This window comes from Bordetella genomosp. 9, from assembly GCF_002261425.1.
Lineage (GTDB): Bacteria > Pseudomonadota > Gammaproteobacteria > Burkholderiales > Burkholderiaceae_B > Bordetella_C.
Genome location: NZ_NEVJ01000003.1, coordinates 2,165,197 through 2,191,306, shown reverse-complemented (window position 1 = coordinate 2,191,306; position 26,110 = coordinate 2,165,197). Strand labels below are relative to the sequence as shown.

Annotated in this window: 21 protein-coding genes; 19 read left to right on the top strand and 2 right to left on the bottom strand. The window is 64.3% G+C overall.

The window, feature by feature from the left end; genetic code table 11:
• From CAL26_RS21005 to lysC, 17 genes are all read left to right on the top strand, one after another.
• On the top strand, positions 1–1,557 hold the full coding sequence (locus CAL26_RS21005; protein WP_094848672.1) for a portal protein: 1,557 nt from the start codon (positions 1–3) through the stop codon (positions 1,555–1,557).
• 3 nt (positions 1,558–1,560) lie between these two features.
• A complete protein-coding gene (locus CAL26_RS28175) occupies positions 1,561–2,373 on the top strand; it encodes a hypothetical protein (RefSeq protein ID WP_143277472.1) in 813 nt (270 codons plus the stop codon).
• Positions 2,374–2,531: 158 nt separating this feature from the next.
• Entirely contained in the window at positions 2,532–3,548 is a 1,017-nt protein-coding gene (locus CAL26_RS20995) for a capsid protein (protein WP_094848670.1), read from the top strand.
• 65 nt (positions 3,549–3,613) lie between these two features.
• Positions 3,614–4,219, top strand: coding sequence for a hypothetical protein (locus tag CAL26_RS20990; protein WP_094848669.1), 606 nt, complete (start codon positions 3,614–3,616; stop codon positions 4,217–4,219).
• On the top strand, positions 4,219–6,783 hold the full coding sequence (locus tag CAL26_RS20985; protein WP_094848668.1) for a phage nozzle protein: 2,565 nt from the start codon (positions 4,219–4,221) through the stop codon (positions 6,781–6,783). The genes CAL26_RS20990 and CAL26_RS20985 overlap by 1 nt, the downstream gene beginning before the upstream one ends.
• Before the next feature lie 30 nt (positions 6,784–6,813).
• Positions 6,814–7,605, top strand: a complete 792-nt coding sequence (locus CAL26_RS20980) for a virion core protein, T7 gp14 family (protein ID WP_143277471.1) — start codon at positions 6,814–6,816, stop codon at positions 7,603–7,605.
• Positions 7,606–7,614: 9 nt separating this feature from the next.
• Complete coding sequence (locus tag CAL26_RS20975) at positions 7,615–10,044, top strand: hypothetical protein (protein ID WP_143277470.1); 2,430 nt, start codon at positions 7,615–7,617, stop codon at positions 10,042–10,044.
• Positions 10,045–10,109: 65 nt separating this feature from the next.
• On the top strand, positions 10,110–15,095 hold the full coding sequence (locus tag CAL26_RS20970) for a hypothetical protein (RefSeq protein WP_094848665.1): 4,986 nt from the start codon (positions 10,110–10,112) through the stop codon (positions 15,093–15,095).
• Between the two features lie 62 nt (positions 15,096–15,157).
• Positions 15,158–16,582, top strand: a complete 1,425-nt coding sequence (locus tag CAL26_RS20965) for a phage tail fiber domain-containing protein (RefSeq protein WP_094848664.1) — start codon at positions 15,158–15,160, stop codon at positions 16,580–16,582.
• Between the two features lie 131 nt (positions 16,583–16,713).
• Positions 16,714–16,911, top strand: coding sequence for a hypothetical protein (locus CAL26_RS28490; protein WP_218831569.1), 198 nt, complete (start codon positions 16,714–16,716; stop codon positions 16,909–16,911).
• Positions 16,908–17,108, top strand: coding sequence for a hypothetical protein (locus tag CAL26_RS20955; RefSeq protein ID WP_094848662.1), 201 nt, complete (start codon positions 16,908–16,910; stop codon positions 17,106–17,108). The genes CAL26_RS28490 and CAL26_RS20955 overlap by 4 nt, the downstream gene beginning before the upstream one ends.
• 3 nt (positions 17,109–17,111) lie before the next feature.
• Positions 17,112–17,408, top strand: coding sequence for a hypothetical protein (locus CAL26_RS20950; protein ID WP_094848661.1), 297 nt, complete (start codon positions 17,112–17,114; stop codon positions 17,406–17,408).
• The gene (gene terL / locus CAL26_RS20945) at positions 17,405–19,204 is read left to right on the top strand and encodes a phage terminase large subunit (RefSeq protein WP_094848660.1); all 1,800 of its coding nucleotides are present in this window, start codon (positions 17,405–17,407) and stop codon (positions 19,202–19,204) included. Before CAL26_RS20950 ends, terL begins: the two co-directional genes overlap by 4 nt.
• Positions 19,205–19,206: 2 nt before the next feature.
• Positions 19,207–19,407, top strand: coding sequence for a hypothetical protein (locus CAL26_RS20940; protein WP_094848659.1), 201 nt, complete (start codon positions 19,207–19,209; stop codon positions 19,405–19,407).
• A complete protein-coding gene (locus CAL26_RS20935) occupies positions 19,407–19,901 on the top strand; it encodes a lysozyme (protein ID WP_094848658.1) in 495 nt (164 codons plus the stop codon). The genes CAL26_RS20940 and CAL26_RS20935 overlap by 1 nt, the downstream gene beginning before the upstream one ends.
• Entirely contained in the window at positions 19,891–20,208 is a 318-nt protein-coding gene (locus CAL26_RS20930; protein WP_094848657.1) for a hypothetical protein, read from the top strand. Before CAL26_RS20935 ends, CAL26_RS20930 begins: the two co-directional genes overlap by 11 nt.
• A complete protein-coding gene (gene lysC / locus CAL26_RS28900) occupies positions 20,117–20,359 on the top strand; it encodes an Rz1-like lysis system protein LysC (protein ID WP_143277469.1) in 243 nt (80 codons plus the stop codon). The genes CAL26_RS20930 and lysC overlap by 92 nt, the downstream gene beginning before the upstream one ends.
• Here the strand turns inward: lysC and CAL26_RS20925 are convergent.
• Entirely contained in the window at positions 20,339–21,319 is a 981-nt protein-coding gene (locus CAL26_RS20925) for a site-specific integrase (RefSeq protein ID WP_094848656.1), read from the bottom strand. The genes lysC and CAL26_RS20925 overlap by 21 nt on opposite strands.
• Before the next feature lie 216 nt (positions 21,320–21,535).
• Positions 21,536–22,456: a hypothetical protein gene (locus CAL26_RS20920; RefSeq protein WP_094848655.1), complete on the bottom strand. Its 921-nt coding sequence runs from the start codon at positions 22,454–22,456 to the stop codon at positions 21,536–21,538.
• Positions 22,457–22,651: 195 nt separating this feature from the next.
• On the opposite strand from CAL26_RS20920, the gene CAL26_RS20915 reads away from it, so the two are divergent.
• On the top strand, positions 22,652–23,356 hold the full coding sequence (locus CAL26_RS20915; RefSeq protein WP_094848654.1) for a Crp/Fnr family transcriptional regulator: 705 nt from the start codon (positions 22,652–22,654) through the stop codon (positions 23,354–23,356).
• Between the two features lie 468 nt (positions 23,357–23,824).
• Entirely contained in the window at positions 23,825–26,059 is a 2,235-nt protein-coding gene (locus CAL26_RS20910) for an AAA family ATPase (protein WP_094848653.1), read from the top strand.
• The last annotated feature ends 51 nt before the right edge of the window (positions 26,060–26,110 follow it).

Below are 26,110 nucleotides of genomic sequence, written 5' to 3'. Positions count from 1 at the left end.
GTGGCAGGCACGATAAAGGATGCGTGGGAGGAGGGCGTAACGCGGCGCGCTGGGCTAGTTACCCGGTGCGAGCTGTACGCCGCCTTCACCATCCCATCCGTTTGCCCGCCCGTAGGCTACGACCAACAGGCCACCGAGCTACAGACTGACTACCAGGCTGTCGGCGCGCAGGCCGTCAACAACCTAGCCAACAAGATCAATCTCGCGCTGTTCGCGCCCTCCCGGCCGTTCATGCGCTACGACGTTCCTGCGGAGCTGGCCGAGAAGCTGGAGCAGGATATTCCGGACCTCAAGGGCAAGCTGGCCCTGGCGGAGCGGGAAAGCATCCGCCTGCTGGACCAGCTCGCCGCTCGGCCCAGGCTGTACGCGGCGGCGCAGCACCTGATAGTCACGGGCAACTGCCTGCTTATCCTGGGCAAGGATAAAGGCGACCCGCCGCGGGTGCTGGGCCTCAAGAAGTACACCGTCAAGCGCAGCCTGTCCGGGAAGGTCGTGGACATCATGGTCAAGGATGACCTGAAGTTCGACGAGCTGGAGGCCGACGTTCAGGCGTTCCTGAAGTCGAAGGACGCGAACTACGCCAAGATGGACCCCGAGGACCCGCGCAGTTGTGGGGACGTGTGCTGGTTCACCAGGGTACACCTGATGCCCACCGGCAAGTACCGCGTCGAGTGCTATATCGATGACCACCTACTGCCCCAGAAGTACAACGGCGAGTACACGGCCGAGGAGCTGCCGTACCGCGCGCTGACGTGGGAACTGCCTGACGGGCAGCACTATGGCGTCGGCCTGGTCGAGCAGTGCGCGGGTGACTTTGCTGCGCTGTCCGCGCTGTCCGAGTCGGCGCTGAAGGCTGCGATCCTGGCGTCCGAGTTCCGCTGGTTGGTCAACCCTGCCGGGCAGACGCAGCCGGAGGACCTGGAGGAGTCGGAGAACGGTGCGGCTATTCCTGGCGTGGCCGGCGACATCGAGGCCATAAGCGCCGCGGGCGCTGGCGTGGCCCAGGGCCTCCAGATCATCAACACGGTCCTCACCGAGTACGTGAATCGGATCGGGCGCACGTTCCTGCTGGGCTCCAGCGTCATCCGCGACGCCGAGCGCGTTACCGCCGAGGAGGTCCGCCTACAGGCCCAGGAGCTGGAAACGTCCCTGGGCGGCGTGTACTCCCGTCTCGCCATCGACTTTCAGCTGCCGCTGGCCTACTGGCTTGCGGGCCAGCTGGGCGTGAAGCTGGCGGGCTCTGGCTTGCGTCCGACGATCATTACTGGTCTGGACGCGCTGTCCCGGAACGCCGACCTAGAGAACCTGAAGGCGTGCATTGGCGACATGGCGCAGCTCGCAGACCTATCGCAAGGCCCGCTCGGGACGATCCTGAACTTCACAGCGATTGCCGAGGACATCTTCGCCGGCCGTGGCGTGGACAAGTCCAAGTACGTCAATGACCCGTCCACGCAGCAGCAGCTGCGCGACGAACAAACCCAGCGGAATGTCACCGAGGCCGCCGCGCCCGGTGTGGCAAAGGCCGCCGTTGAACAAGCGAACCAACCACAAGGATGATGAATGACGACAGAAGCAGCGCAGCAAGCAGCGACTACCCCGAACCCTGGCGCAACCAGTACGCAGGCCCTGCCCACCCCAGCGGGTACTGCCCCGGCGCCGGCTTCCCCTGCGCCGGCTGCGACACCTGCTGCGCCTGCGGCGAGCGCCCCTGCCGCTGCGGCGACCAAGACTGACGCACCCGCTGGCGTATTCGGCCAGGCCGTCGAGTACAACAGCACCGGCATCGCCAACCTGGACACGGCGCTGGCCTGGGCCGGCAAGCACGGACTGAGTGTCGAGGGCAATCCGGCCATGCAACAGGCCATGGAAGGCAACTTTGCCCCGCTCCGTGCCCTGCTGGCCGAGAAGCAAATACCCGGCGGCGAGGCGTACATCGCTCTGGCCGAGTCCGGCTATGCCGAGTACAAGGCCGGCCAGGATGCCAAGACTCAGGCAGTGCAGCAGATCGTCCTGAACGCCGCGGGCGACGAACAAGCCTGGAACGAGGTGCTGGACTGGGCTCGCGCCAACGCAGAGGAACACGAGCGTGCCGCTGTGAATTATGCATTCGATCAAGGCGGAATTCTCGCGGAAGCCATGGCGCAGTACCTGGTGGGCGCGTATCGCGCCCAGCCCGGTGTGTCCACGCCGCAGCAGGGCAGCCCGGCGACCAGCACCGCCGCAGCGCGCCCGGCAGCTACCGACGCCGGCCCCCTGTCCCCCAAGGACTTCGCCGCCAAGTCGCGGGAGCTGCGGCACAAGCTAGGGCCGGACTTCGAGTCCTCGCCTGAATACGCACGCGTCGTACAACGACGCAACGCCTGGCGCGGCTAAACGCCAATCCTCAGAGGGCCAGTTCGGGAAACCGGGCTGGCCCTTTTGCTTTGGGCGCTCGCTGATTCAGTACCCGATCAGACACACAACGTGTCAATTCCAGAGAGCCTAAAGCGTGGCAAGAACTGACACGCATAACAACTATAAGGACCCACTCAATGGGCATCAGCGTACAAAACATCACCCGCCCGGGTGCCGTTCTCCAGAGCGGTAACAACACGCAAATCGGTACTTCGCCCAGCGGCACCAATCCGCAGGCGTTGCACATCGAGCAGTACGGCGGCGAAATCGAGGGCACCATCGCCCGCAAGTCGATCATGCGGAATTTCATCCCCGTGCGTTCGATCAAGGGCACTTCCACCATCTCGAACTTCCAGATCGGTGAATCTGCCCTGAGCAAGGTCACCCCCGGCACCGCGCCGGACGGCACCGTGGTGCAGGCGCAGAAGGTCAAGCTGACCGTGGACACGCTCATCAACGCGCGCTCCATGGTGCCGCTGCTGGACGACTTCCAGAACTCCTACGACGCCCGTATGGCTATCGGCCAGGAACACGGCAAGAAGTTCGCCAAGTTCATCGACCAGGCGTTCATGATCCAGGCCATCAAGGCCGCGCAGATCACCGACATGTCCGGCTACCCGGCCGGCTGGCAGCCCGGCACGCAGAAGACGTTCGCGACGGCCGGCCTGGAGAGCGATCCGTCCGCGCTGGAAGACATGTTCGGCCAGCTGTTCGCGGACATGGAAGAGAAGGACGTCGATCCGCTGACCGATGACGTGGTCATCGTGATGCGCCCCAAGTCGTACTACGCCCTGCTCCAGAACGACCGCCTGGTGGACCGCACGTTCATCCTGTCGGACGGCACGGAAATCAAGACCAAGAGCCTGAACGTCTACGGCGCTCCGGTCTACGTGTCCAACAACCTGCCGAATACGCAGATCACGGGGCACTACCTGTCCAACGCCGGCAACGGCAACGCCTTCGACGGCGACTTCAGCAACGTCGTGGCATCGGTGTTCTCGCCCCGCGCTCTGCTGGCCGGCGAGACGATCCCGCTGACCCCCGATGTGTTCTACGACCCCATCACCAAGATGTGGTACATCGACGCGCACACCTCCTTCGGTGTGACGACCAACAACCCCGTCTTCGCAGGCGTGGTCAAGAAGGCCGCCTAAGCCGTCGAACAACAAATAGCCCGGTGCCCACAAGGTCCCGGGCTATTTTCGCTTAAGGAGGTTCAATGTCGGCAATCACTCCGCTGACCGTCGTAAATAACTGCCTGAAGACGATGGGGGAAACTCCGCTCAACGAGCTGGATGCAGACCATCCGTACGTACAGGCGGCACTCAATATCCTGTCCGAGGTGAACGTTATCGAGCAGGAGCTGGGCTGGTGGTTCAATACGGACTACATCACGCTCCAGGCCGATCCGAACACGGGCTACGTGTATGTCCCCGCAGACACCCTGAATCTGGAGCTGGAGGACACCTCGCTCGTTCAGCGTGGAAACCTGCTGTGGGACACCCTGAAGCAGACCAACAAGATCGGCCGAGGTGTGCGTGGCCGGCTGATCCGCGAGATACCGTTCGAAAAGCTGCCGCACAACGCGGCTGCCATGGTTTCCCTGCGCGCGCAGTTGGATTTCCAGTCGTCCTATGATGCGGACGACAACAAGTACAAGAAGCTGAACGCCGCGTACAGCCAGGCATACAGCCGCGTGCGCCGCATGCACATCCGCAACCAGCGCCTCAACATGTTGGAGGCCCCAGGCGCGCAGCGCGTCCTCGCTGGCATCCGCCCGATCACCCGTACTGGTCGCGCCCTGTACCCTTACCGCATCCGCTGATGGCGCGAGTAGCTTCTAGCTACGCCAGCGTCACGCGAGGCGTATCGGAACAGGTCCCGCAGGACCGGCTCCCCGGGCAGCATTGGGAACAGGTCAACGTCATATCGGACCCGCGCCGCGGCATTTCGCGCCGCCACGGGTCGGTGACGATGGACGAGAAGGCCCTGAGCATAGCTTCGCTCAGTGCCGCGCAGCAGGGATACCTGCGCAACTACCGCGAGTACAGCTTCTTCATCGACGGCACGGAATACTCGCTGCACTACCAGTCGGCCGCGCGCACCTTGGGCGACACCCTTCCGTTCTGCTTCTGCTTCAACAAGGACACCGGCAAGTTCCTGAACGTGCAGCTCCAGCCTTCGGCCGCCAACGCGCTGAATCCTTGGGTGTTCGGCGGGCTGTCCGCGATCACGACGGTGGGGAAGTACATCGTCATGGCATCCAACCAGTTGGGGCCAGGCTACACGACGACCAACAACTACGCGGCCCAGGGCTCGCGGGCGGTTGCCTGGGTGCGCGGTGGATCGTACAGCCGAACATTCAAGATGACCGTTCGCCGCAGTACGGACGGGGCCGTGTTCTCCGCGGCGTACACCACGCTGTCGTCCAGCTACCCGAATCTGCTGGACACGAGTGACATCGTGCAGGACGGGAACTCGAACTACCAGAAGCAGGTCAACGACCGCGTGAACGCGTACAACTCCGCAGTGAACAAGTGGATTGGCGACGCCATGGCGAGCGTACAGCCGCAGTTCATCGCGGCGCAGCTTATCGCGCAGCTGGTGGCGCAGGGGTTCACCAACCTTGCACAGGTCGGCGGCTCTATCATCATGGAGAACGTCTCGGAGCTTTCTGTAGACGACTCCGGGGACGGCACACTGTTCCGCGCGGTGTTCAACGAGGTTGACGACCCGGCGAAGCTGTCCACGGTTCACTGGGCGGGCAAGGTGGTACGCGTCAAGCCTAAGGGCACGGACGACTCGTACTACATGGTCGCAAAGCTGGACACTGGGGCCTCCTGGGGCACAGTGACATGGGTCGAAGGTCCGGCACAAGTGGTGCAGCCGGGGCAAGTGTTTGCCCTTGCGACGCTCTCTGCGGACAAGCAGACCCTCATCATCGCGGACAGCCCCGCGCGACTACAAGCCGTCCTCGGCACGCCGGTGCCAGGATACGCGGCGAGCGTAGCCGGCGACACCAGCTCGAAGGGAGCCGTTCCCTATTTCTTTGGGCGGCGCGTCACCTTGCTTACCGTGTTCATGGACCGGCTGGTTATCGTGGCGGACGGCGTGATCTTCATGTCACGGGCCGGGGACTACTTCAACTGGTTCCGCGCGTCCATGCTGCGCGACGATGCGGACGACCCCATAGAGGCGTACGCCCTGGGTGCTGAGGACGACATCATCACGAAATGCGTGACCTACAACAAGGACCTGTTCCTGTTCGGTCAGCGCAACCAGTACAGCATCAGCGGCCGGGCGGCGGTGACTCCCAGCACTATCGCTATATCCACCTCGGCCAGCGAGAAGGACTCCGTGAACGCGCAGCCCATCGTGGTGGCGAATCTGCTGTTCTACGGAAAGTATGAGTCCGCGCCGAATCAGGCCGGCCCGTCGCCGTTCAGTACGAGCGTGTCCCAGTTCCAGCTGGGCCTGTTCGAGGACGCGCCGGAGCCATTCCTGATAAGCCAGCAGCTGGACAAGTACATGCGCGGGCGGCCGATCCAGTTCGCCGCGCTACCGTCACCGCACACTATATTCGTCCGAACGGACGGCTACGACATGGGGCTGTACGTGTACCGCTTCATCGACCAGCCGGGCTCGCAGCAGCGGGTGTTCGACTCCTGGTCGCGCTGGGAGTGGTCCCCGGTGGTGGGCCGCATCATCGGAATCACGACCTACAAGGCCACGCTGTACGCCTTCACGATTCGCCAGAACGCACAGGGCCTGTGGGCCGCGTGCGAGCAGTTCGTGATGGACTCGGACGTGTCGCCTCGCCCGTATCTGGACATGCTGCGTACGGTTGCCGCTTATCGCGCCGGCACGGGGTTCCTCCGCCCGGCGGATTCGTCGGTGCTGTCCGACGTGTACGTTGCGGCTGACCAGGGCTCGCCTGCCGCTCTGCTGGGTGCGCATATCGCGGATCAACAGTCGTTCTACACGGACGTACTGAACAGCGGGCAGTACGCCGCCTCGGTCGGAGTGCATTTCGATTCCGATACGGACCTCACTTCGCCATACGTCCGGGACCAGAACGACCGGGCGCTGGTGAATGGACGCTTGGTGGTCAACCGCTACACCGTCTCGCTTACGCAGACGGGCGGCATGGACGCCTACCGGGTTGACTCGGAAGGGGAGCGCCGCGTGTTCGGGTTCAACGGCCGGCGTGTGGGCTTGAGCAACAACCAAGTCGGCCGCCAGCCAGTCAGCGACGCCACTGTGGACATCCCCTGCGGCCGGGCCAACGTGGAGCACCGCATGTCCTTCCGGTCACGCGGCTGGCTTCCTTGCACCATCTCTGCCATCGAGTGGGTTGGGCAGATATTCAACAACTCACGCCGTGTGTAGGAGGGTAATGTGTACCAGGCGATCATAGGAATGGCCTGGCAGTTCGGCCAGGACTACATGAAGGCGCAGGAGCAGCAGTACATAACACGGGCGCAGGACTCGCTGAACAGCGCAGACGTGTTCGCTCGTAATACCGTGGGCCAGGCGAACGCGGACGCCGCGAACCTCATCCGTGGCGGCCAGAATCAATTCCTGGCAGCCCAGGCGACGCTGGCGAACACGCAGCGCTCCGCTGCGAACCAGTCGAAGCTCCAAGCTTTCGGGGACCAGAGCAACGCCCTGGCCGAGAACGAGGTGCGCGTTATGGACTCTATGGTGCGCGGCCGGCTCTCGGCCCGGCTACAGGCCGCGGCGACGCTGGGAGCACTGCGCGCCGACGCGTCGGCCAGGGGCGTGGGCGGGTCGAGCGCGGATGCGTTGCGCAGCGTTGTCTCACTACAGGCCGGGGCAGTTGAGACGCAAGCGCAGGATAACCAGCGCTACATCAGCTTCGACTCGCTTATGCGGCGCCAGGGCCTGGTCCGCGCTTCGGTGTCCAGCCTGGACTTCGGCCAGTCCATCCCGACGCTGGATTACGGCATCAACGTCGCGCCGAAGGCGCAGGTCCCGCTGCTGGCAGGCAACTTCGGCCCCGGTCCCTTCCAGCAAGCGCTGGGCGGGGTCATTGGAACCGGCCTCACCCTTTGGGCCAAAGGCGCATTCAAGTCGCCCAGCGCATCCCCAGGGGGCGGCATCACAGCCGCCTCGGGCGTCGGTATTGGCGACGCGTTGAGTGACGGCAGTGGCCTCTCTTATCAGGGCGGCTACTTCAGTGGAGCATAAGGAGATTCAATGGCCGGATACGGCTTAGACAGCGGCGGCAACGTCGTCATTCAGCAGCCGGCTGCATCCGGGCAAGGCCCCGCTACCCGCATAACGGGAGGTGGGGCTGGGCCTGTGCAGTTCCAGCAGGCACCGTTCGCTCCCCAAGGCGACTTCCGCATGGACCCGTCGTCCAAGGTGCTGGACGCGCTGAATCAGTTGACGCGCGGTGCGCTGGATCAGTTCGTGCAGCAGAAGCAGCAAGAGCAGTACTTCGAGGGTATGTCGGAGGTGGCTCAGGGTAAGTCTCTGCTGGAAATCCAGAAGGAGCAGCCCTGGTACGCCAAGATTTTCGGCCCCGGCGCCACGGTGCGCGGTGCACAGGCGATGACGATGATGTCCGCCATGGACGACGCGCAGTCGACTTTCCTACAGAACATGCCGGAGCTGCGGAAGCAGTCGCCAGACGTGGTGCGCAAGTACCTGGTGGATCAGGCCAAGCAGATCGGCAGCACGGGCGATCCTGCGACCGACGCGATGGTGCAGGCCAAGCTGGCGGAGCAGTTCGGCCCGATGCTGGACCTGCACATGAAGCAGCACGTCGCGTATGTCCAGGAGCAGAACGTCACCACGTTCGGCAATACCTTGGTGTCTGCTGGCGATACCTTCCAGACGGCCCGCGGCGTGGGCGATGGCTTCTATACGCCCGAGCAGCAGGAACAACAGAAGGCCCGCGCCCTCGCGGCATTCCAACCGCTTCCTGGCATGACCGACGAGGCGTGGGGTAAGGCGACGGCTCAGGCCATGCAGGCGAACATGCTGAAGGGCAACTTCGCCATCGTGGACGCGTTCAAGCAGACCCCTGAGTACCAGAAGCTGCCGCTGGATACGCGCAACGCCCTGGAGCGCATGCAGCCGTACGCGGTGCAGTGGGTCCAGAAGAACAACCCGCTGTACCAGGGCGATGCCAGCGATACGGCCGGGCTACACGTCGCTCTGTCCCAGGGCTCGGGGCCGCAGTCCATTGAGCAGCTGGACAAGTACATCGACAGCCGCAACGCAGCGTGGACGCAAAAGACCGGCGCGTCCACCCCGTTCTTCGACAACGATGAGCGGGCGCGGATGCATGTCATGTGGTTCCAGGGCCAGGAGTACCTGCGCCGTCAGCAAGCCCCGCTGATTAACGCCTACCTGAAGGGCGAGCAGCAAGCGCGCGATGCGCAGCAGCAGCAGACGGACCTTCTGGACGGCATGAGCAATGGCCGCGCCCCCATCGCGCTTGACCACATGAGCGCCGATGTGGTGCAAGCTACGCTGCGCGCCTCGTTCGCGGACTCGCAACGCAAGGGGCCTGAAGCCCTTCGCAGCTGGGTCGGGAAGCTGGCCGTCGCCTCGCAATGGGGCGCGAAGACGGTAGACAGCGACCTGAAGAACCAGCTGACCACCGACGCGAACAACTTCTTCGTTCAGGGGACCCTGACCACGGACGGCATGCGGAACTCGCTGGGCCTTATGCAGGTCATGGCGACATCGCCCAATGGCGTGGCTGCGCTGGCGCAGTACGTCGGCCCGGAGAACGCGGCCAAGATGACGATGCTGGTGCAGAGCGGTGTGAACCTGAGCGACAAGTCCGCGGTAGACGCGGTGCGCCAAGCAGTGCAGAACGGGTGGAAGGCGGACGTAACGCAGAAGGACATCAAGGAAGCCCAGGCTGCTATCGACGGCGAGGACCCAGGTTTCCTGAAGCGCAACATCCCCATCTTCGGCCCCGGTAGCGTTACGGGCTACGACCTCAACGATGACAGCAAGCGGCGCATGGCGCAGGACCTGGCTCCCAACGTCGCGCGCTACATGCGCGGGATGGGCATGGACCGCGACACCGCCACGCAGCTGGCGTTCGCGCAGATGTTCGGGCCCAGCTCCAACGTGGACTTCATCGACGGCACCTATGTGCCCGGCTCCCTCACGTCCCGAGGCCAGGGCACGGGGCTGTTCGCCGCGGTAGCCGGCCGGATTGGCGGCCTGTCGCAAACGTCCGAGGACTACCAGGAGGCGGTGCGCAACGTCATTACGCAGAACATGGCGGGTGCCGTGGGCAAGGTGCCGATTAAGACGGCGGACAAGCGCACCAACGTGGCCGGCAAGGCGATGAATAACCTGCTCAATGCGGTGCCCTTCGTGGGCGATCAGATGCCGCGCCCGTTCAGCGAGCAGGGCCTGACGCCCGATCCCAACACCTTCGACCCTGACGATTACAAGTCCGTATCGGGCATGCCAATCGGGGCGGGTGTGGTGCAGATCACGCGGGTGCCGAAGACCAACGACCGCGGAATGCGGCCCGTCACGGTGACCATCACCGCAGACCAGGTGATCCGCGAGTTCGACAACGTGAAGCGCAAGCGCGCCGAGCAGGCCAAGCCTTTCGGGCTGGACATGCCGGCGTATGTACCCAACCCGTAAGCGGCCCAGGTGGGATTCCAACGAGTCCCACCGCCGACGCTTACCGTTCAATCATAGGAGAATAGATGGCTGATCCATTAGGCGTCCGCCTGAACAACCCCGGCAGCATACGCTTTGGCGCTGGCTTCGAGGGGGAGCAGGAGGGCGAGAAGGGCTTTGCGCGCTTCCCCGACCCCATCGCGGGCGGCAAGGCCCTGGTCAAGAATCTGATGACCTACGGCAGCAAGTACGGCCTGAACACGGTCGAAGGCATCATCACCCGCTACGCCCCGCCCAACGAGAACAACACAAAGGCGTATATCGCGGCTGTGTCCGGAGGTCTGGGCGTAGAGCCCAATGCGCCGCTGGACATGCGCAGCCCGGAGGTGCTGTCCAGCCTGGCTCGACAGATCGCGAATCATGAGCAGGGCCGGGAGTACGATCCCGAGTTCTTCAAGGGGGTGGCGCAGTCCGTAGCCACCGGCCAGCCCGCTGACCCGCTGACCCGCGTGTTCATGGACAGCGCCAGCCAGCCCACGTACAGCAAAGAGAAGGCACGCGCCGAGGGCGTGGCCCAGTATTCCCAGGTCCCGCTCGACAGCGCGTCGCAGCCTTCGGCGCTGGATGCCGAGTTCAACAAGGCAGCTGAGGCGCTGCCCGGCCTGTACGACGACGACGCGGCACGCCTTGCCAACGAGCAGCTGCACGCTGGATTCCAGGAGTCCGTGCTTGACTCGATGGTCCACGGCACTGTGACGGGCAAGCTGTTCGAGATTGCCCAGCGCGGTGACTTTGACCCATCCTTCGACGCCGCATCCGAGGACAACCGCAAGCGGATGCAGGATGCCGGCGTGTACGGCAATGACCAGCTGGCGGACTACGTGCTGGGGTCGCGCAATGCGGATGACTTCGCACAGCGGCTACAGACTGCGCAGGAACGCCTTGAGTACATGCGCCGCATGGCGAACACCCAGGGCCTGGATAAGGCCGGCGCGGTTGCGGGGCAGCTGATCGGCGGCTTTGCGGACCCGGTAGCAGTCATTTCCACCATGGGGATGGGCGCAGCCGTGGCTTCCGCCCGCAGCGCGGCAGCCGCCGGCAGGGCGCTGTCAATCGCCCGGGGCGCTGGGGCTGCGGCTGTGGAGAACATCGCCATAGGCCAAGCCCTGGAGGCCGCCGACAACCAGCGGTTCTCCTGGGGCGAGCTGGTAGGCCAGGGCATTACCGGCGCGGCGCTGGGCACCCTCGGTGGTCTGCTGGTGCGCCACGACGGGCGGCTGCACACCGACCTGGCGGAGCAGGCCAAGCCGGAGGCCATCCCGGTGCTGGACGCGGCGGCGCGCGCTGCGCAGGGTGCTGTGGATGGCACTACGGGCAGAGCCTGGATAGAGGGCCAGCTACGCGACGCGGGCCTCGGGGCTGACACCCTGGACCATTCCATCTCCACGGACCTGGGCGGCCTTGATGGCGCAGCCCTGGGACTGTCCCCGCGCGTCAAGGTCGACCCGCTTGCCGAGCGGCAGGCATACGTGCTGGACAAGCAGATAGAGGCGTTGGAGGCGCAGCGGGCCGGGCTCACGCCCGCCACCGCGGAGCTGGCCGACCCGGGCGCTATCTCCAAGGCTCGGGGCGACATCCAAGCGCTGCGCCAGGGTATGCCCACGGCGGACGATGAGAAGGCCCTGACCCGGATGTACCAGGACCAGGGCATGAAGTACCGGGAGGCCAACCAGCGCGCGCGCAAGGAGTTGGCCGACAAGCAGGCTGACGTGGAGGCCCAGGTGGCTCGCCTGGAGGATACCGTACGCCGTAACGCGGAGGCGCAACAGGCCACCGAGCGTGTGCAGCAGGTTGACCAGCAACTGGAGCAGCTGCGGAAGCAGCGCGAAGGCGTAGCCGCGCCCAAGACCGCCCGCACGGTGCTGTCGCAAGTCCTGGACGCCGCGTATGCTGCCCAGCGTGAGCGCGCGACATTTACGCCCCTGCCGCGGCCCCGGGCCGAGCTGCCGGCTGGCGCGCGGGCGTCCACCGTCAAGGGTGAGCTGTCCCGGCTGGCGCGCGAGGCGCAGGACCCCCTGATCCGCACGCTGGCCGGCCGGCTGCGGGAGCAGCGCTTCCCCGATAGCGTCATGGGCTATTGGTCCCCCGAGGACATCCGCCGGCACACCAACGGCAAGGGCCTGGCGTACTACGATCCCGTGTCCGGCACGGTCAACGTTGCCCACGGTGCGCCGGAGCATATCGTCCTGCACGAAATCTCCCACGCGGCGACGCTGGACGCCATCGCCCTGGGCAAGCAGCACCCGACATCCACAGTGGGCAAGCTGACCGCGGAGCTGGATACGCTGCGGACACAGATGCAGAAGGCACACGCAGACGCGGGCGGCGGTACCCAGTACTACCTCAATTCCGTTGAGGAGTTCGTGGCGGGGCTGTATTCCGGGGATTCGGAATTCGTCCGCCGCCTGTCCGCCACCAAGCTGGACACGGGCGAGTCCCTGCTGTCCCGCGCGGTGCAGCTTGTGCGCACCTTGCTGGGCCTGGGGCCGCAGGACAACAACGCGTTCCTGAAGGCGCTCGACCTGAGCGACAGGCTCATAGAAGCGCCGCTTCCGGGGCAGTCTGGCAACACTGGCCTGCACCTGTTCCCGGCGGACGAAAAGATTCCGCTGACCGTGCGGGAGCAGCAACTGAAGGACGCGCTGGAGGCCGTAGGCGAGGACTTGAGCCCCGAGGCTCGGGAAACTGCGGAGCGCGCACAGAAGTGGCTGGATAGCCGCCCCGAGTGGCTGAAGAAGGGCGATGAGTGGGCAGCGTCTCCCGGCGTGGTCCTCTCGCGCTCCAAGTCCAAGGTGGCGCGGATCGCCGGCAGCATCCTGTTCGAGAACTCCATGGGTAGCGGCAAGCGGCCCGGGCAGGGCACCGTCGCACTGAACTACGAGATGATGCAGCGCGGATACCGCGACAGCTATCTCATGGACATCCAGAAGGACATGGTGTCCCTGATGTCCCCGAAGGAGCGGGCCGACTACGCCATGCTCGGCGGCGCGCGGCAGGCTGTGGAGCGCATATCCGACCAGGTGGCAGAGGAGCGCCTGCGCCGCCGCGCCGCGATCAAGGAAGGTCGCGAGCATGTCTCTACCGCGCCGGCCGAGGTGCAGCGGATCGCCGCTGCTATGGATTCCCAGATTGCCAAGATGGTTCGCGACGGCGAGGCCGTGGGCAACGAGTACGCCGAGAACGTAAAGGGCTCGGGGATCGTGGGGTTCATGCCGCAGGTGTGGAAGTGGGACAGGTTCGGGGATGCCCTGCGCAGCGACCCGAAGACCTGGGAGGCGCTACGTAAGAACTTCACGCAGCAGTACGTGGAGATGAACGTGGAGCCCGTCATCAAGGAGATGCTGGCGAGTGGTGCGGACCCCGAGCAGCTGGCACGCGCCCGCGCGCGGCTGATGGAGCAGGTCGAGCACCAGGTGAACACCCGCCTGACCGAATCCGTGCGGGACCCGGACACGCGGACCAACATGGACGAGGGCAAGTTCGAGAACATGGCCGCCGAGCTGTTGGACGAGAACTTCCACGGCGCGCAGTTGACCGATGATGTGGTGTCCAAGTTCCGTCAGTTGCTGGGTGACCGCGTGCGGGATCGCACCCGTACCGAGTTCGACCTGCTGCGCGAAGTGGATGGCGTCCGGCTGCTGGACTTCGTGGAGCACGATATGGTTTCCACCGTGCAGCACACGGCCCACCGATTCGCCGGGCAGAACGCGATGGCGAAGGCGGGCTTCAAGGACTACCAGGACTTCGAAGCGCTGCTTACGCTGGCGACCAAGGACGGCGCGACGCCGGAGGATGTGAAGCTGCTGCAGTTCGCCGGGCGGGCCTTTGGCTTCCAGCCCATGAAGGCATCGGACCATCCCATCCTGGCTGCGCTCAAGAACTTCACGTACGCGGCCACGATGGGCAAGCTGGGCATTGCGAACCTGGGCGACCTGGCGAACGTGACTACCGCCGCTGGCTTCCGTGGCATGTTCAAGACGCTGGGTTATGGGTTCCGCGGCGAGACTGAGCTGTACAAGTCCCTCGCCAACCGGGCGGCCGGGCTCCTGGGGCAGGACTACCGCATCCACGCCATGACTGCCGATGTGCTGCCGAATGGCCGCGCGATGACCGGCATGGGCCAGCGACTGCTTCGCGTGTCGCAGAAGTCGGCTCAGCTGGTGTCCTGGCTGAACGGGTCCAACTTTGTCCAGAAGATGCTGCACAAGGGATTCCTCCCCGTGCTCGCTGAGGACCTGACCAACGCTATCCGCGGCAAGGAGGGCGGCATGTCCGTTCGTCGCCTGGCAGACGCGGGCATCGATGGGGAAACCGCGCAGCGCATCCGCGGACAGTTGGAGAAGTACGAGGCAGCCCGGAAAGAGGGCGACGCGTTCCGCTGGGACGAGTGGGACGATCAGCAAGCCGCTGACAAGTTCATCGAGGCGATGCACCGCGTGACGTACCAGACCTTCCAGCGTTCGCTGATTGGTGAGGCGGCCATGTGGCGCAGCGAGTCCCCGCTGGGTGCAGTCATCGGCCAGTTCCACAACTTCGGCCTGACCTCCATGGAGAAGCAGCTGGGGCGCAATCTCGCCATCAACGACATGAACACGTACACGGCGCTTGCTGTGGGCATGTCGTGGGCCGCGCTGCTGTATTACGCGCGCCTCCAGGTCAACACCATGGGCATGGACAAGTCGCAGGCGGAGCAATACGTGAAGGACAACACCACGCCGTGGAAGCTGGCGCAGGGCACGCTCACGTACTTCAACATGAGCGGCGTCGCGGCCGAAATGTTCGGTGTGGGCGAGGTCGTCTTCGGCGGCAACACCTACCAGGCGGGCTCCGGGCCGGTGGCGGCGATGGGCTACTTCGGCAGCCTGTCGAAGGCCGCCAACAGCGCCGGCTCACTGCTGACGGGGCAATCGAGCAACCACCGCAAGGACGCTCGCAATATCCTGCGCATCCTTCCTGGTGGCAACTCCATCGCCGGGACGTACTACAGCAACCTACTGCGGGACGAGGACTGATATGGGCCGCCTTCGGGCGGCTCAATCAGTACCCGATTAGACAACAATTAGAAGGGGTATTCATGGCAGCTGAAGAGCTGAATCCGTGGATCAACTCCGCAGGGCAGGACGGTGAACGGAACTCCATGCAGGAATTCCCATGCGACGGGGCGCAGACCTCGTTCGAGTTCAACTTCACGGGCGGCTATATCGATGCTGCGAACGTGAAGGCGTACCTGTACGACATGGACTCGGGCATAAAGACCGATGTCAGCCCTGTGGTTCTCACGGGTCCCAACACGATAGAGGTTACGCCGGCACCTGCCGCGAACTTCCGACTCGTGGTCTTCCGGGACACACAGAAGACTGTACCGCTCGTGGACTTCTCCAACGGCGCGGTAATGAACGAATCGAACCTGGACAAGATCGCCAAACAAGCCGTGTTCAACGCGGCCGAGATGGTAGACCGGTTCGACGAGATTAACGCCAGCTCGGCCGACGCCATCGAGCGCAGCTTCACGGCGCTGACCACGGCACAGGCTGCGGTCAGCACGGCCGGCACGGCGAGCACCAATGCGAGCTTCGCGCTTGCGGCCTCTCAGACTGCGGCGAACACTGCGAACGACGCACGTGAGGATGCGAGCCAGGCGCTTGCCACTGCCAACGGCATCAATGGCAAAGCCCAGCAAGCTTTGGACAATTCGGCGGATGCGGTGGCGGATGCCGGCGCAGCCGTCCTAGCAGCCCAAACAGCACTGGACGAGGTGCAGAACTTCACCGGGTTGTTCGCAGAGTGCCGCCTTGACGGCGGCACAGCTGCCAACTCGATCAAGCTGTCACGATACAACGGCAGCCGCATCACGCTTGGCGGAACCACCCTACAGATTCCGGAGAACGGCTTGGAGGTTGTGCCCACCGGGCTGACTGCGGCGGCGCTCTACTACGTGTACGCATACCCGAATAACGGTGCGCCGGCCCTTGAATGGGGCACGGGTACTGCGTGGGCACGGGCAACTGGGCCTGACGGGCGGCAAATTAAAACTGGTGACGCCTCGCGCCTGTTGGTGGGAATGTTCAGACCCAGTGCCGGCGGGGTCATAACCGACACGACCGCCACCCGCGGAGTCGCAAGCTGGTTCAACCGGATTCCCAAGTCCGTGACCGGATCGGCCGGACCAGCCCCGATCAGTTCTACCACGGACGTGGCGGTTATAGGCATTCCGCTTCTGCGCTGGGCTGGCGAGGCTGTAATTTCGACTTTGGACGCCCGCATCGTTTCCGGATCGGCGGCGGTCACCGCGTTCGCATCTTTGCGCAACGGCGCAACCGTAACGACGAGCGGCCAGATCATCATAAGCTTCCCCTCTCAGGGCCTATGGGATGGGGCGTCAACCACCTGGATAGACATGGTTGGCGCCGAGGGTGCGGTGTCCCCCACGTGCTACGCGCATGTGGATACCGGCAGCGCGCAGTACGTGGTGTTCATCAACGCTCACACGCGGCTTTGATGGAAAGGTCCCGACCGGCCCGCATACGAATCGCGGGCAGGAGGTGGGCTGTTCAGTACAAGCGCAGGACCGAGGGCCGTGCCTTCGGCCTGTGCGACTACGACGCGCACACCATCACCATCCGTGACGGCATGAAGTCCGTCGAAGAAGCGGACACACTCATACACGAGACATTCCACGCGCTGATCCACAGCGCAGGCATCGTATTCCCCGACGCAATGTCGGAGGAGCAAGTGGTGCGCGCGCTGGCCTCTGGGCTGGCGGGCGTACTCGCAGACAACCCGCGCCTGCTGGCGCACCTCGCACAACTTCTAAGAGACAAACAATGATTGTCCGTTCCGCCGACTCCGGCGTGCCCGCCGCGGTTGGCGTGGCCGGCGCGGGGTATACCTACCTGGGGCTCCCTCTCTCCGATTGGGTGTCCATCTTCACCATCGTTTACCTGTTCGTCCACGCCGTGGCTATCGCGCCGCGTGCGCTGGAGACGATCCGTAAGGTGGTGGCGCACTTCAAGAACAAGAACTAGAACATGTCGAAGGCAACCGTTGACGCTCTTGGCGAGCTGCACGGTGCCGTAGCGAAGGAGCTGACCCGCCGCATCAACGCGGACGAGGCCAGTGCTGCGGACATCGGGGCCGCCATCAAGTTCCTCAAGGACAACCAGATCACTGCGTCCATCGAGGACAACTCGCAACTGCAAGACCTCCAGCAGAAGCTGAAGGAGCGCGCAGAGAAGCGCGGGCTGAAGCTGGTACAGAACAAGACCGCCGAGCTATCCGACGCAGAAGCGGATGACATCATCGCCAAGGCGGCACAAGCGGCATGAGCCAGCGAGAGGCTGCCGAGCTTGCATTAGCTCGGTGGGACATGCTGGAGCTGGTCCAGAAGGCGTACCCGACCTTCGTACCGTTCCTGCATGACGTAATGTCCGAACTGGGATTCAGCACCACAGAAATACAAGAAGACATCGCTGAGTTCATCGCGTTCGGGCCGCACTACCTGATGGTTCAGGCGCAGCGTGGGCAGGCAAAAACAACTATCACAGCCGCCTACGCTGTCTGGTGCCTGATACACGACCCATCCTATCGGGTGCTGATCGTGTCCGCTGGCGGCACACAGGCCAACGAAATCTCCACCCTCATCGTGCGGATCATCCTCACGATGGACGTGCTGGAGTGCCTGCGACCTGACCGCACGGCCGGCGACCGCACGTCGGTAGAAGCATTCGACGTACACCACTCGCTGAAGGGCCTGGACAAGAGCCCGAGCGTGGCGTGCATGGGCATTTCCGCGAACATCCAGGGGAAGCGCGCGGACCTGCTGATCGCGGATGACGTGGAGTCCAAGAAGAACTCCCTCACGGAGCACCAGCGCGAACAGCTGCTGGAGCTGACGCGGGACTTCCCATCCATCTGCTCCACTGGCCGAATCATCTACCTGGGCACGCCCCAGTCGGTCAACTCGATCTACAACACGCTGCCGGGCCGCGGCTACATCGTCCGCATCTGGACCGGCCGCTACCCTACGCAGGCCCAGCTCGCCAACTATGGCGGCATGCTGGCCCCGCTGCTTCTGCGGCGCATGAAGGCAGACCCGTCGCTGATGTCCGGTGGCGGGTTGCTCGGCGACCAGGGCAAGCCCACTGACGCGGCGCTGCCGGCCGGCACAGAAGAATTCCTCCAGAAGAAGGAAGCCGACCAAGGCCCCTCGTACTTCCAGCTCCAGCACATGCTGAACACGACGCTGGCGGACGAAGACCGCTTCCCGCTGCGCCTGCACAAAATCATGGTGCTGCGCGTGATGAGCGACCAGTTCCCGCTGATGCTTACGCCCGGGATGCTGGAGCACCAGGTGGTGCGCTACGAGGTCAACGGCCGGACGTACACGTTCAACATGCCCGCCAGCATAGGCGAGGATCGCGCGCCCCTACAAGGCGTCGTCATGTACGTGGACCCGGCTGGGGGCGGCAAGAACGGCGACGAGACGGGTTATGCCGTCGTCGGGTTCCTGAACGGCAACATCTGGGTTCTGGCCTGCGCCGGAATCAAAGGCGGGTTCTCCGTCGAGGGCTTCCGCAAACTGGCTGGCATCGCCCGCCACTGGAAGGTGAATCGTATCCTCGTCGAGAAGAACTTCGGCAACGGTGCATACCTGAACTCCTGGCTGCCGATCCTGCGCGCCGAGTACCCGCAGACGATGGGTGCTGGCTGCGCCATCGAAGAGGTGTTCGAGTCCGGCCAGAAGGAACTCCGCATCATCGACGTGCTGGAGCCCGTCATCGCCCGCGGCGCACTCGTCTTCAACGACGACATTCCGCGCAACGAGATGGACACGCTACTGGCCTATCCGAACGAGCAACGCATCTCCTACAGCCTGCTGAACCAGATCAAGAGCATCACGCGCGAGAAGCATGCGCTGACGCACGACGACCGCGTAGACGCCCTCGCCGGCGCGGTGCGGTACTGGACCAACGTCCTGGGCGTGAACCAGGAGAAGGCCATCGAACGCCAGCGCACGCGCGAGTTCGAGGAGTGGAAGAAGAACCCGCTCGGATACAACCGCACGACGCAGGGGCCGAAGGGCCGGCGCAGCGGGTCCCTATTCAACAAGTACAAGAGGTGAGCATGAACTTTCTCGACCTGCCGTATCCCGGCCAAGTCAATCGCAGCATTGCGCTGCGCCAGGACGCCGCGCGCGCCATCAGCCAGATGGAAGCGCTGTGCCGTGTGTCCGAAGCCGGCCCGGAGCGCGCCGCCCAACTGGGCGCGTTCTTCCAAGCCTGCGCCGACGCCTGCACTGCCCTGGTTCCCGCCGAAGGCTCGTAATGGGCATCCGCCAGCGGATTGCCGTGGGCCTGCTCGCGGCGTCCGCGGCGGGGCTCGGCTTCATCACCAGCTATGAGCAGCGTGTTTACACCGCCTACCCGGACCCCGTGCTCGGCTGGCGCGTGCCGACTATCTGCGATGGACACACAGGGCCGGACGTGCGCCGCGGCATGCGTGCTACGGACGCTATGTGCGAATCCTGGCGAGCAGCTGACGCTGCCGCCTCGGCTGCTGCCATCCAGCGATGCAGCCCCCACGCAGTCCTGACTCAATACGAATTCGACGCTCTGGTATCCCTGACGCACAACATCGGGACCGGGGCCTACTGCCGCTCCACCATCGCCAAGAAGGTGGACCGGAACGACTACGCTGGCGCAGCCGCCGAGTTCCCCAGATGGAACCAGGCCGGCGGCCGCGTGCTGCGTGGGCTGGTAGCCCGGCGCGCGTGTGAGGCCCAGCTGTTCCGCACCGGAGACTACACCTGTGCTCCCTAGCAAACTTACCCTGGGCCTGGCCGCGGCTGTAGCCGCACTACTGCTGGCCCTGGGGCTGATGTTCCGCCACTACACCGCGGAGGTCACTCAGCTGCGCCAGGACGTGAAGACGGCTCAGGCCGGCGAGAAGGCCGCCAAAGCCGCAGGATCGGCATACAAGGCCGAGCGCGACAAGGTGGACTCCAAGTACCGACAACAACAAAAGGACCTCGCCAATGCGCTGGAAGCGAACCGGAGCTGGGCTGACGCTGCTGTGCCTGACGCTGTGTTTGACAGCCTGTTCGGTAGCACCGCTACCGCCCGCTGAGTACTTGGAGGACTGCCTCCACGCAGAGCCGCCGCAAGAGCGGACCAACGGGGCGCTGGCGGATTTCGCACAGCGCGAACGGTTGGCCCTGGACCTCTGCAATGCCGACAAGGCAGCCCTGCGGGCCTGGTCAGCCAAGCTTGCCCACTAGGTGCTGGACATCCAGGTGGGTGTACCTGTTCAGCATGGACAGGGTTTTGTGCCCGGTGATCCGGGCGACCTCAATCTGATTCAGCCCTTTCTCGAATAGCCGGCTAGTAGCCTCGTGCCGCAAGTCATGGAACCGCAGGTCCTGCGCACCGATGCGCTTCGCCGCGCGCTTGAGCGCCTGGCTCACGCTGGCATCCGCGATATGGAACACTTTCCCCGTCGCGTCCTCCCGCTTGACCGACCTCAGCAGATCCACCGCGCGGCGGGAGAGCGGGACGGTGCGCGGGCTCCCGGACTTCGTGTCCGGCAGATAGGCGGACTGCCGCTCCAGGTCGATCCGTTCCCACTCCAGTCCCATAATCTCCCCGCGGCGCATGGCTGTCTCCACGGCAAGCTCCATGATGATGGCGGCCTCCCGGGACCCGGTGTGCTGGATCAACTGCAGCAGCTCGTCGCGGCGCACCCGCCGGTCGCGGGCGTTGTCGATTACCGGCCGGCGGGTTCTCGGAACGCCCTCAGGCAGCCGCCAGCGCAGCTCCTCCACGGCCAGCACGTATGCCCGGTGCAGCAGCGCCAGCTCGTGCTGGACGGTCTGCGGGGCCGATCGCGGCATCGCCAGGCGCATGTTCTTGTAGTCCTTGAGGTGGTCCGAGTTCACCTTGATGGCGTCGAGCTTCCCGAGGTGCTTCTTGATCCGCTCCGCGCGTTCCTTGTCGTCCTGATGGGACTTCTTCGCCTTCGCCTCGTCTAGCCCCAGGTACCAGTCCAGCAGGTCCGCCACCGTCTGCACGTCCCGCTTCTTCGGAACAACTATGGTCAGGCCCGCGTCAATCTGCGCCTCCATTTCCCGGCCCCAGGCCACTGCATCCGAGTGGCGGTCGAAGGTGCGGAACAGCGCCGGGTTGCCCTTGCGGCGCACCTGGCATTTCCATTTGCCGCGGTACTTGCTGACTGATGCCATGCTGTTCTCCCTGTGCTCAGAACGGGCTGCGAGAACAGAAATTGTCCGGAAAGCAAGCAATAGCGTCAAGGATGACCGGACTTTTAATCCGTTGGTCGCGCGTTCGAGTCGCGCACGACCCACCACCAGAATCTGTCCTGCAGTACAGGTATCTACGCCGCTCTTATGAGCGGCGTTTTTATTGCGTCAAGGGCAAGGTCAGGGTCAGGGTCAAGGTCAAGGCCGCGGACATGCGCCGAAACTGTCCGTGGTCGCGTCATCGCTTGTGGCTCGCCTCCATACGCCTTCCAGCATCGCCGGCACCCATTGTTCGGCCGGGCAGCGGCTCCAGGTATTGGCCAGGAAAACCATCGAATCGTCGCCACTGGCCTGCCTGGCCTTTTCCAGCTCCAGCAACAGCAGCGTACCCGATGCATAGGGACAGCCAGCCACCGATCCACGCGATGTCGCCTGCCGTAGCACCACGCTCGGGGCGAACAGGCAGCGCTGGCCGGCCATCTCGGGCGTGAGTGTCCGCCGAACCGAGGCATCGAGATACAGGCCGCGCATCTGGCCCAGGCCTTTCACGACGTTGTGTATCGCTACGCTCACGGCATGGACGCCTGCAAGGTCTCCGCCCACCATCGAGGCCAGCAAGGCCTTGGCGCGCGTCACCTTGCCCGTCATCTTCCACCTCAGATTACGCAGCGCATTGCCCGGCGCCAGCGACGCGGCAATCACCTGCGCGGCGGCCCAGGTGTGCTCGCCCCCTTCGAAGGTGGGGTTGAACAGGCGGCCGATGACCTGCTGCACGAGCGGTCCCACCGCGGCGTCTGTATTTGAGCCGCGTACCCACGCTGCCAACGGCTCCAGGTCAGCGGGGGCCGCACGGACGTCCGGCGCGGCGGCATTGAGTTTTTCCCATAGCGCGTCCTGCCGGATCTCGCGCCCGGGTGCCGTTCTCGCGCTCATCGTCGGGAATCGACGGCCGTTGTAGGACAGCACGCCAAGGATGCGGCGGACCAGCAGGCTGTTGAGTAATGGCTTGCCAGCGCCAAACGCGCGGTCGACCATGCCGTCACGCGCGACCTGCAAAATGCCCTCGGGCTGATCCACCTTGATGACGTCGACGAGACCCGGAATGCGCTTATGTTCCACGATTATGTACCTCGAAGGGGCATTCGTTCAGCTCGCGTACGCGGACAGGTTCAGGTATTTTGCCATTGCCGCCACTCGTGCCGTTCGAACAGGGCCGACGCGCGCGATCACTTTCCCGCGGCGTCGGATATGAGGCCAGATCATGCCGTCAATGCAGGTCGATGATCTATCGGCTACCCGACAGATTGGGACACTATGGATTCCGACGTACGACACTATCGACAGCAACTTGCCACGACGTCGTGGTTCAAGGATTCGCCGGTCGAGCTTCAGGACTATCTCGTCGCGCGCGCCGAGCTGCTCCGATTGAAGAAGGGACAACCGCTCTATCGGCGTGGGGAACGGTCGTTCGGCCTGTACGCGATTCTCGACGGTGCGGTTTCGATCGGCACCGTTGGCGCGGATGGGAAAGAGGCCTTGCTCGCCGTGCTCGGGCCGACCGCCTGGATCGGAGAAGTCTCCATGTTCGACGGCCTGCCCCGCCCGCACGATGTTTCAGCAATTGGTAAGACGCTCGTGCTGCACGTCCCTGGGCCCGCCTTGGAAAGCCTGCTTGGATCTCATCCGGGCTACTGGCGAAATTTCGGTTTGTTGATGGCGCAAAAAATCCGGGTCTCTTTTGAGAGCAGCGAGGCCATGATGCTGCTGCCCGCCGCTCAGCGCCTGGCAAGCCGCCTGTTGCTGATCGCGGGTGGCTATGGGGGAATCAATGCGGAACAAAGCAGGATAAAACTCTCGCAGGACACTTTGGCTGCAATGGTTTCGCTCACTCGGCAGACGACGAACCAGTTGCTCAGGAATCTTGAGAGCGAGGGGATCGTAGATCTGAAGTTCGGCGAGATCGTTATTCTGGATCTGGATCGCTTGCGCGCTGCCAGTGTCGAAGCCACCGATCGTTGAACGCCAATTCATCCGCATGGACAGGCTGTTTTCGGTGCATCGAATCGACTCATTCCGACAGGTCACTTCGCCTCGAACACCCGGGCCGCCGCGCATGAGCCGCAGCTGTTGAGGCCGCTGTGCCTGTAGAACCGTAACTTTCCCTAAAGCCACGGCTCAGAAATTTCCTATTTTTCCCGCGCTACGTGTTGCCTAGACTTCGACGCATTAAGGTGTCGGGGCGACTGACTGGCAATCCACGTTGTTTCCATGCGTGGTGCCACATTCCAGGTCTCCGCAAGGCGGCCGCCCGTTACCTCGGTAGCCATGTTGGCCCCTACGTCGCATGCCAACAAACGTTAAGCCGCACGTGCACACGTCCGGACGTTACCGCAGGTATCAACCCTGACCCCTCTGCCTCGGCGCCCGGATGGCGCCGCCAACTTTACGCCTACGGTCGTTCGATGCATTCGGCCGACTTGGATTCCTATGTCTCAAATACTGAATCGGCCCGTTCGGATCTGCCTGCTCGGCGAATTCCAGCTGATCGTCGACGGCGTGGATAAAACCCCGCTGATCGCCTACGGCAAACCCAAGCTGCTGCTCGCGATGCTCGCGCTTTCCCTGGATAAAAAGCAATCCCGCGCCGCCCTGGCGGAACTCCTGTGGCCGAACTGCGCATCGGGGGCGCGTGCCAACCTGCGCCATGCGCTCTGCGTGCTGCGCCACGTGCTCGGGCCCATGGAAAAGGCCATCCTGTCCACGTCCAGCATGCTGGCGCTGGACCAGAACCTGGTTACCGTCGACGTGCTGGCGCTCTGCGGCATTGGCCCCTATGCACGGCTGACCCTGGAAGAAAGGCTCGGCCATGATCGCGGCGATCTGCTCGAGCATATGGTCACGCCGGTCAACGCGGCATTGTCCGCCTGGCGCATGAGCTGGCAGTCGCGCCTGTCGCAGGAAGTCTCGCAATGCCGGCAGGCATACATCGCCCAATTGTGCGCGGAAGACAAAATCCAGGACGCCTTGGCCAGCGCGCGGCAGTGGGTGCAGGTGCATCCGGGTGACGAACATGCCCACCGCGACCTGATCCGCATGCTGCGCGATACCGGTCGCCGCGAATCGGCGATGAAGGCCTACGAACATTGCGTCGCCGTCATGGGCGAATACTACGGCACGACCCCCTCGCTGGAAACGCGGTCGCTGCTCGACGTGTCGGCCTCCAGCGAACGCGCCGTGCACGCGCCGTCGTCCGCCAACGATGACGCCCGGCCGCTGGCGGTCCTGGCGGTGGCGATCGGCCATGACGGCGACGGCGTTCCCGGTGAAGAAACCATCGACCGTGTCCAGGCGGCGCGTCAGCGGCTGGTCCGGCTGGCACAGGCCGCCGGGCGCCGGGTCTGCCTGGGCGCCGACGGCAACCTCGCCATTCTGTTCGGCTATCCCACGTTGAACGAACGCCCGACCGAATCCGCCGCGCGTCTGGCCTGCTACATCCGCCGCTGCGCGGTATCGCCGCATGTGTCGCTGGGCATGGGCATCCACGCGGAGCTCGCGCGCGTTCCGCCCGATAACGGAACGCTGCCGATGATGCTGGTCGGACAACGTGCGCTGCGTCTCGCCTATCTTGCGGAGTCGGGGGAAACGCTGCTGACGGACGCCGCCCAGGCGCGCCTCAGCGATCGCTTCGTGGTGCGGCCGGACGAACGCTACGGCCTGCGCGTCGGCATACTGGAAGGCCAGTCCCAGGCCATCACGGTGCATCGCATGTTCGGCCGTACCACCGAATTCGACATCCTGGTCCGGCGCTGGAACAGCCTGCGCAAGAATGAGCGGCCGCATGTGATGTACCTGCGTGGCGAGCAAGGCATCGGCAAATCACTGTTGGCCCAGGTCTTCGCGGAATACGTGCGGCGTGGCGGCGGGGCGGTCTCTTTCCTGCGCTGCGATCAGGAAAATCGGCAGTTGGCGTTGCATCCCTTCCACGAATACTTCCTGTCCCGACTCGCGGTGCAGGACAGCGTCGGCAACCGGGCCGCGGACGACGCCGAGCTCGGCTATGCGCGGGCAATCGAATCGCTGGGCTACCGCGTCGGCCTGGACAAAGCGACCAGTGCGATGCTGGTGGACTATTTCGTCGGCCAACGCAGCGGGAGCGGCGGCGGCGCGCCGTCGACGCCCGCAACGGCATTGACGTCGCTGACGCCCCTGGCGCCGGAAGTCGAGGGCCTGATCGCGCCGCTGTCCAATCTGCTGCTCGATGGCGACGCGCCCAACCAGGCCTTGCTGATACTCGTGGACGACGCGCAATGGGCGGATGCCGCCACCCGCGGTCTCCTGACGTCGCTGCTGCATCAGCGCCGGCGCGATCCCGTCATGATCCTGCTGTGCGGTCGTGGCATGAACCTGAACGTGCCGATCGACGAAACCATCACCATGCCGCCGCTGCGTCGCGACGCGATGGTGCAACTGGTGACCTTCCGCGGAAAGGACAAGCGGCTTTCCAGCAAGATACGCCGCCGTATTGTCGAGAAAGCGCGCGGCGTGCCGCTCTATGCGGAGCAAATGGTGCGCCAGTGTCCCGCCGATATCGAGGAAGAACCGCCATTGCTGATACGCGATCTGCTGGCGGCGCGCGCCGTCTGCGAACGGGAAGAATCGACCGATGTCGCGGTGCCGCGTCTGGCCGGCGAATACACCATCCCATTCATGGAAACCGATTGAGGGTGATTGCTACGGGCGCAGAAGCCCATGAAGGATGACCAGGGGCCATAG

Excerpts from the sequence above, each read along its gene's own strand:
- CAL26_RS20940 (WP_094848659.1), top strand. The coding sequence starts at position 19,207 with ATGAACTTTCTCGACCTGCCGTATCCCGGCCAAGTCAATCGCAGCATT.
- CAL26_RS20915 (WP_094848654.1), top strand. The coding sequence starts at position 22,652 with ATGGATTCCGACGTACGACACTATCGACAGCAACTTGCCACGACGTCG.
- CAL26_RS20925 (WP_094848656.1), bottom strand. The coding sequence starts at position 21,319 with ATGGCATCAGTCAGCAAGTACCGCGGCAAATGGAAATGCCAGGTGCGC.
- lysC (WP_143277469.1), top strand. The coding sequence starts at position 20,117 with ATGCGCTGGAAGCGAACCGGAGCTGGGCTGACGCTGCTGTGCCTGACG.
- CAL26_RS20965 (WP_094848664.1), top strand. The coding sequence starts at position 15,158 with ATGGCAGCTGAAGAGCTGAATCCGTGGATCAACTCCGCAGGGCAGGAC.
- CAL26_RS20995 (WP_094848670.1), top strand. The coding sequence starts at position 2,532 with ATGGGCATCAGCGTACAAAACATCACCCGCCCGGGTGCCGTTCTCCAG.
- terL (WP_094848660.1), top strand. The coding sequence starts at position 17,405 with ATGAGCCAGCGAGAGGCTGCCGAGCTTGCATTAGCTCGGTGGGACATG.
- CAL26_RS28175 (WP_143277472.1), top strand. The coding sequence starts at position 1,561 with ATGACGACAGAAGCAGCGCAGCAAGCAGCGACTACCCCGAACCCTGGC.
- CAL26_RS20910 (WP_094848653.1), top strand. The coding sequence starts at position 23,825 with ATGTCTCAAATACTGAATCGGCCCGTTCGGATCTGCCTGCTCGGCGAA.
- CAL26_RS20985 (WP_094848668.1), top strand. The coding sequence starts at position 4,219 with ATGGCGCGAGTAGCTTCTAGCTACGCCAGCGTCACGCGAGGCGTATCG.
- CAL26_RS28490 (WP_218831569.1), top strand. The coding sequence starts at position 16,714 with ATGAAGTCCGTCGAAGAAGCGGACACACTCATACACGAGACATTCCAC.
- CAL26_RS20935 (WP_094848658.1), top strand. The coding sequence starts at position 19,407 with ATGGGCATCCGCCAGCGGATTGCCGTGGGCCTGCTCGCGGCGTCCGCG.
- CAL26_RS20955 (WP_094848662.1), top strand. The coding sequence starts at position 16,908 with ATGATTGTCCGTTCCGCCGACTCCGGCGTGCCCGCCGCGGTTGGCGTG.
- CAL26_RS20975 (WP_143277470.1), top strand. The coding sequence starts at position 7,615 with ATGGCCGGATACGGCTTAGACAGCGGCGGCAACGTCGTCATTCAGCAG.
- CAL26_RS20950 (WP_094848661.1), top strand. The coding sequence starts at position 17,112 with ATGTCGAAGGCAACCGTTGACGCTCTTGGCGAGCTGCACGGTGCCGTA.
- CAL26_RS20980 (WP_143277471.1), top strand. The coding sequence starts at position 6,814 with ATGGCCTGGCAGTTCGGCCAGGACTACATGAAGGCGCAGGAGCAGCAG.
- CAL26_RS20970 (WP_094848665.1), top strand. The coding sequence starts at position 10,110 with ATGGCTGATCCATTAGGCGTCCGCCTGAACAACCCCGGCAGCATACGC.
- CAL26_RS20990 (WP_094848669.1), top strand. The coding sequence starts at position 3,614 with ATGTCGGCAATCACTCCGCTGACCGTCGTAAATAACTGCCTGAAGACG.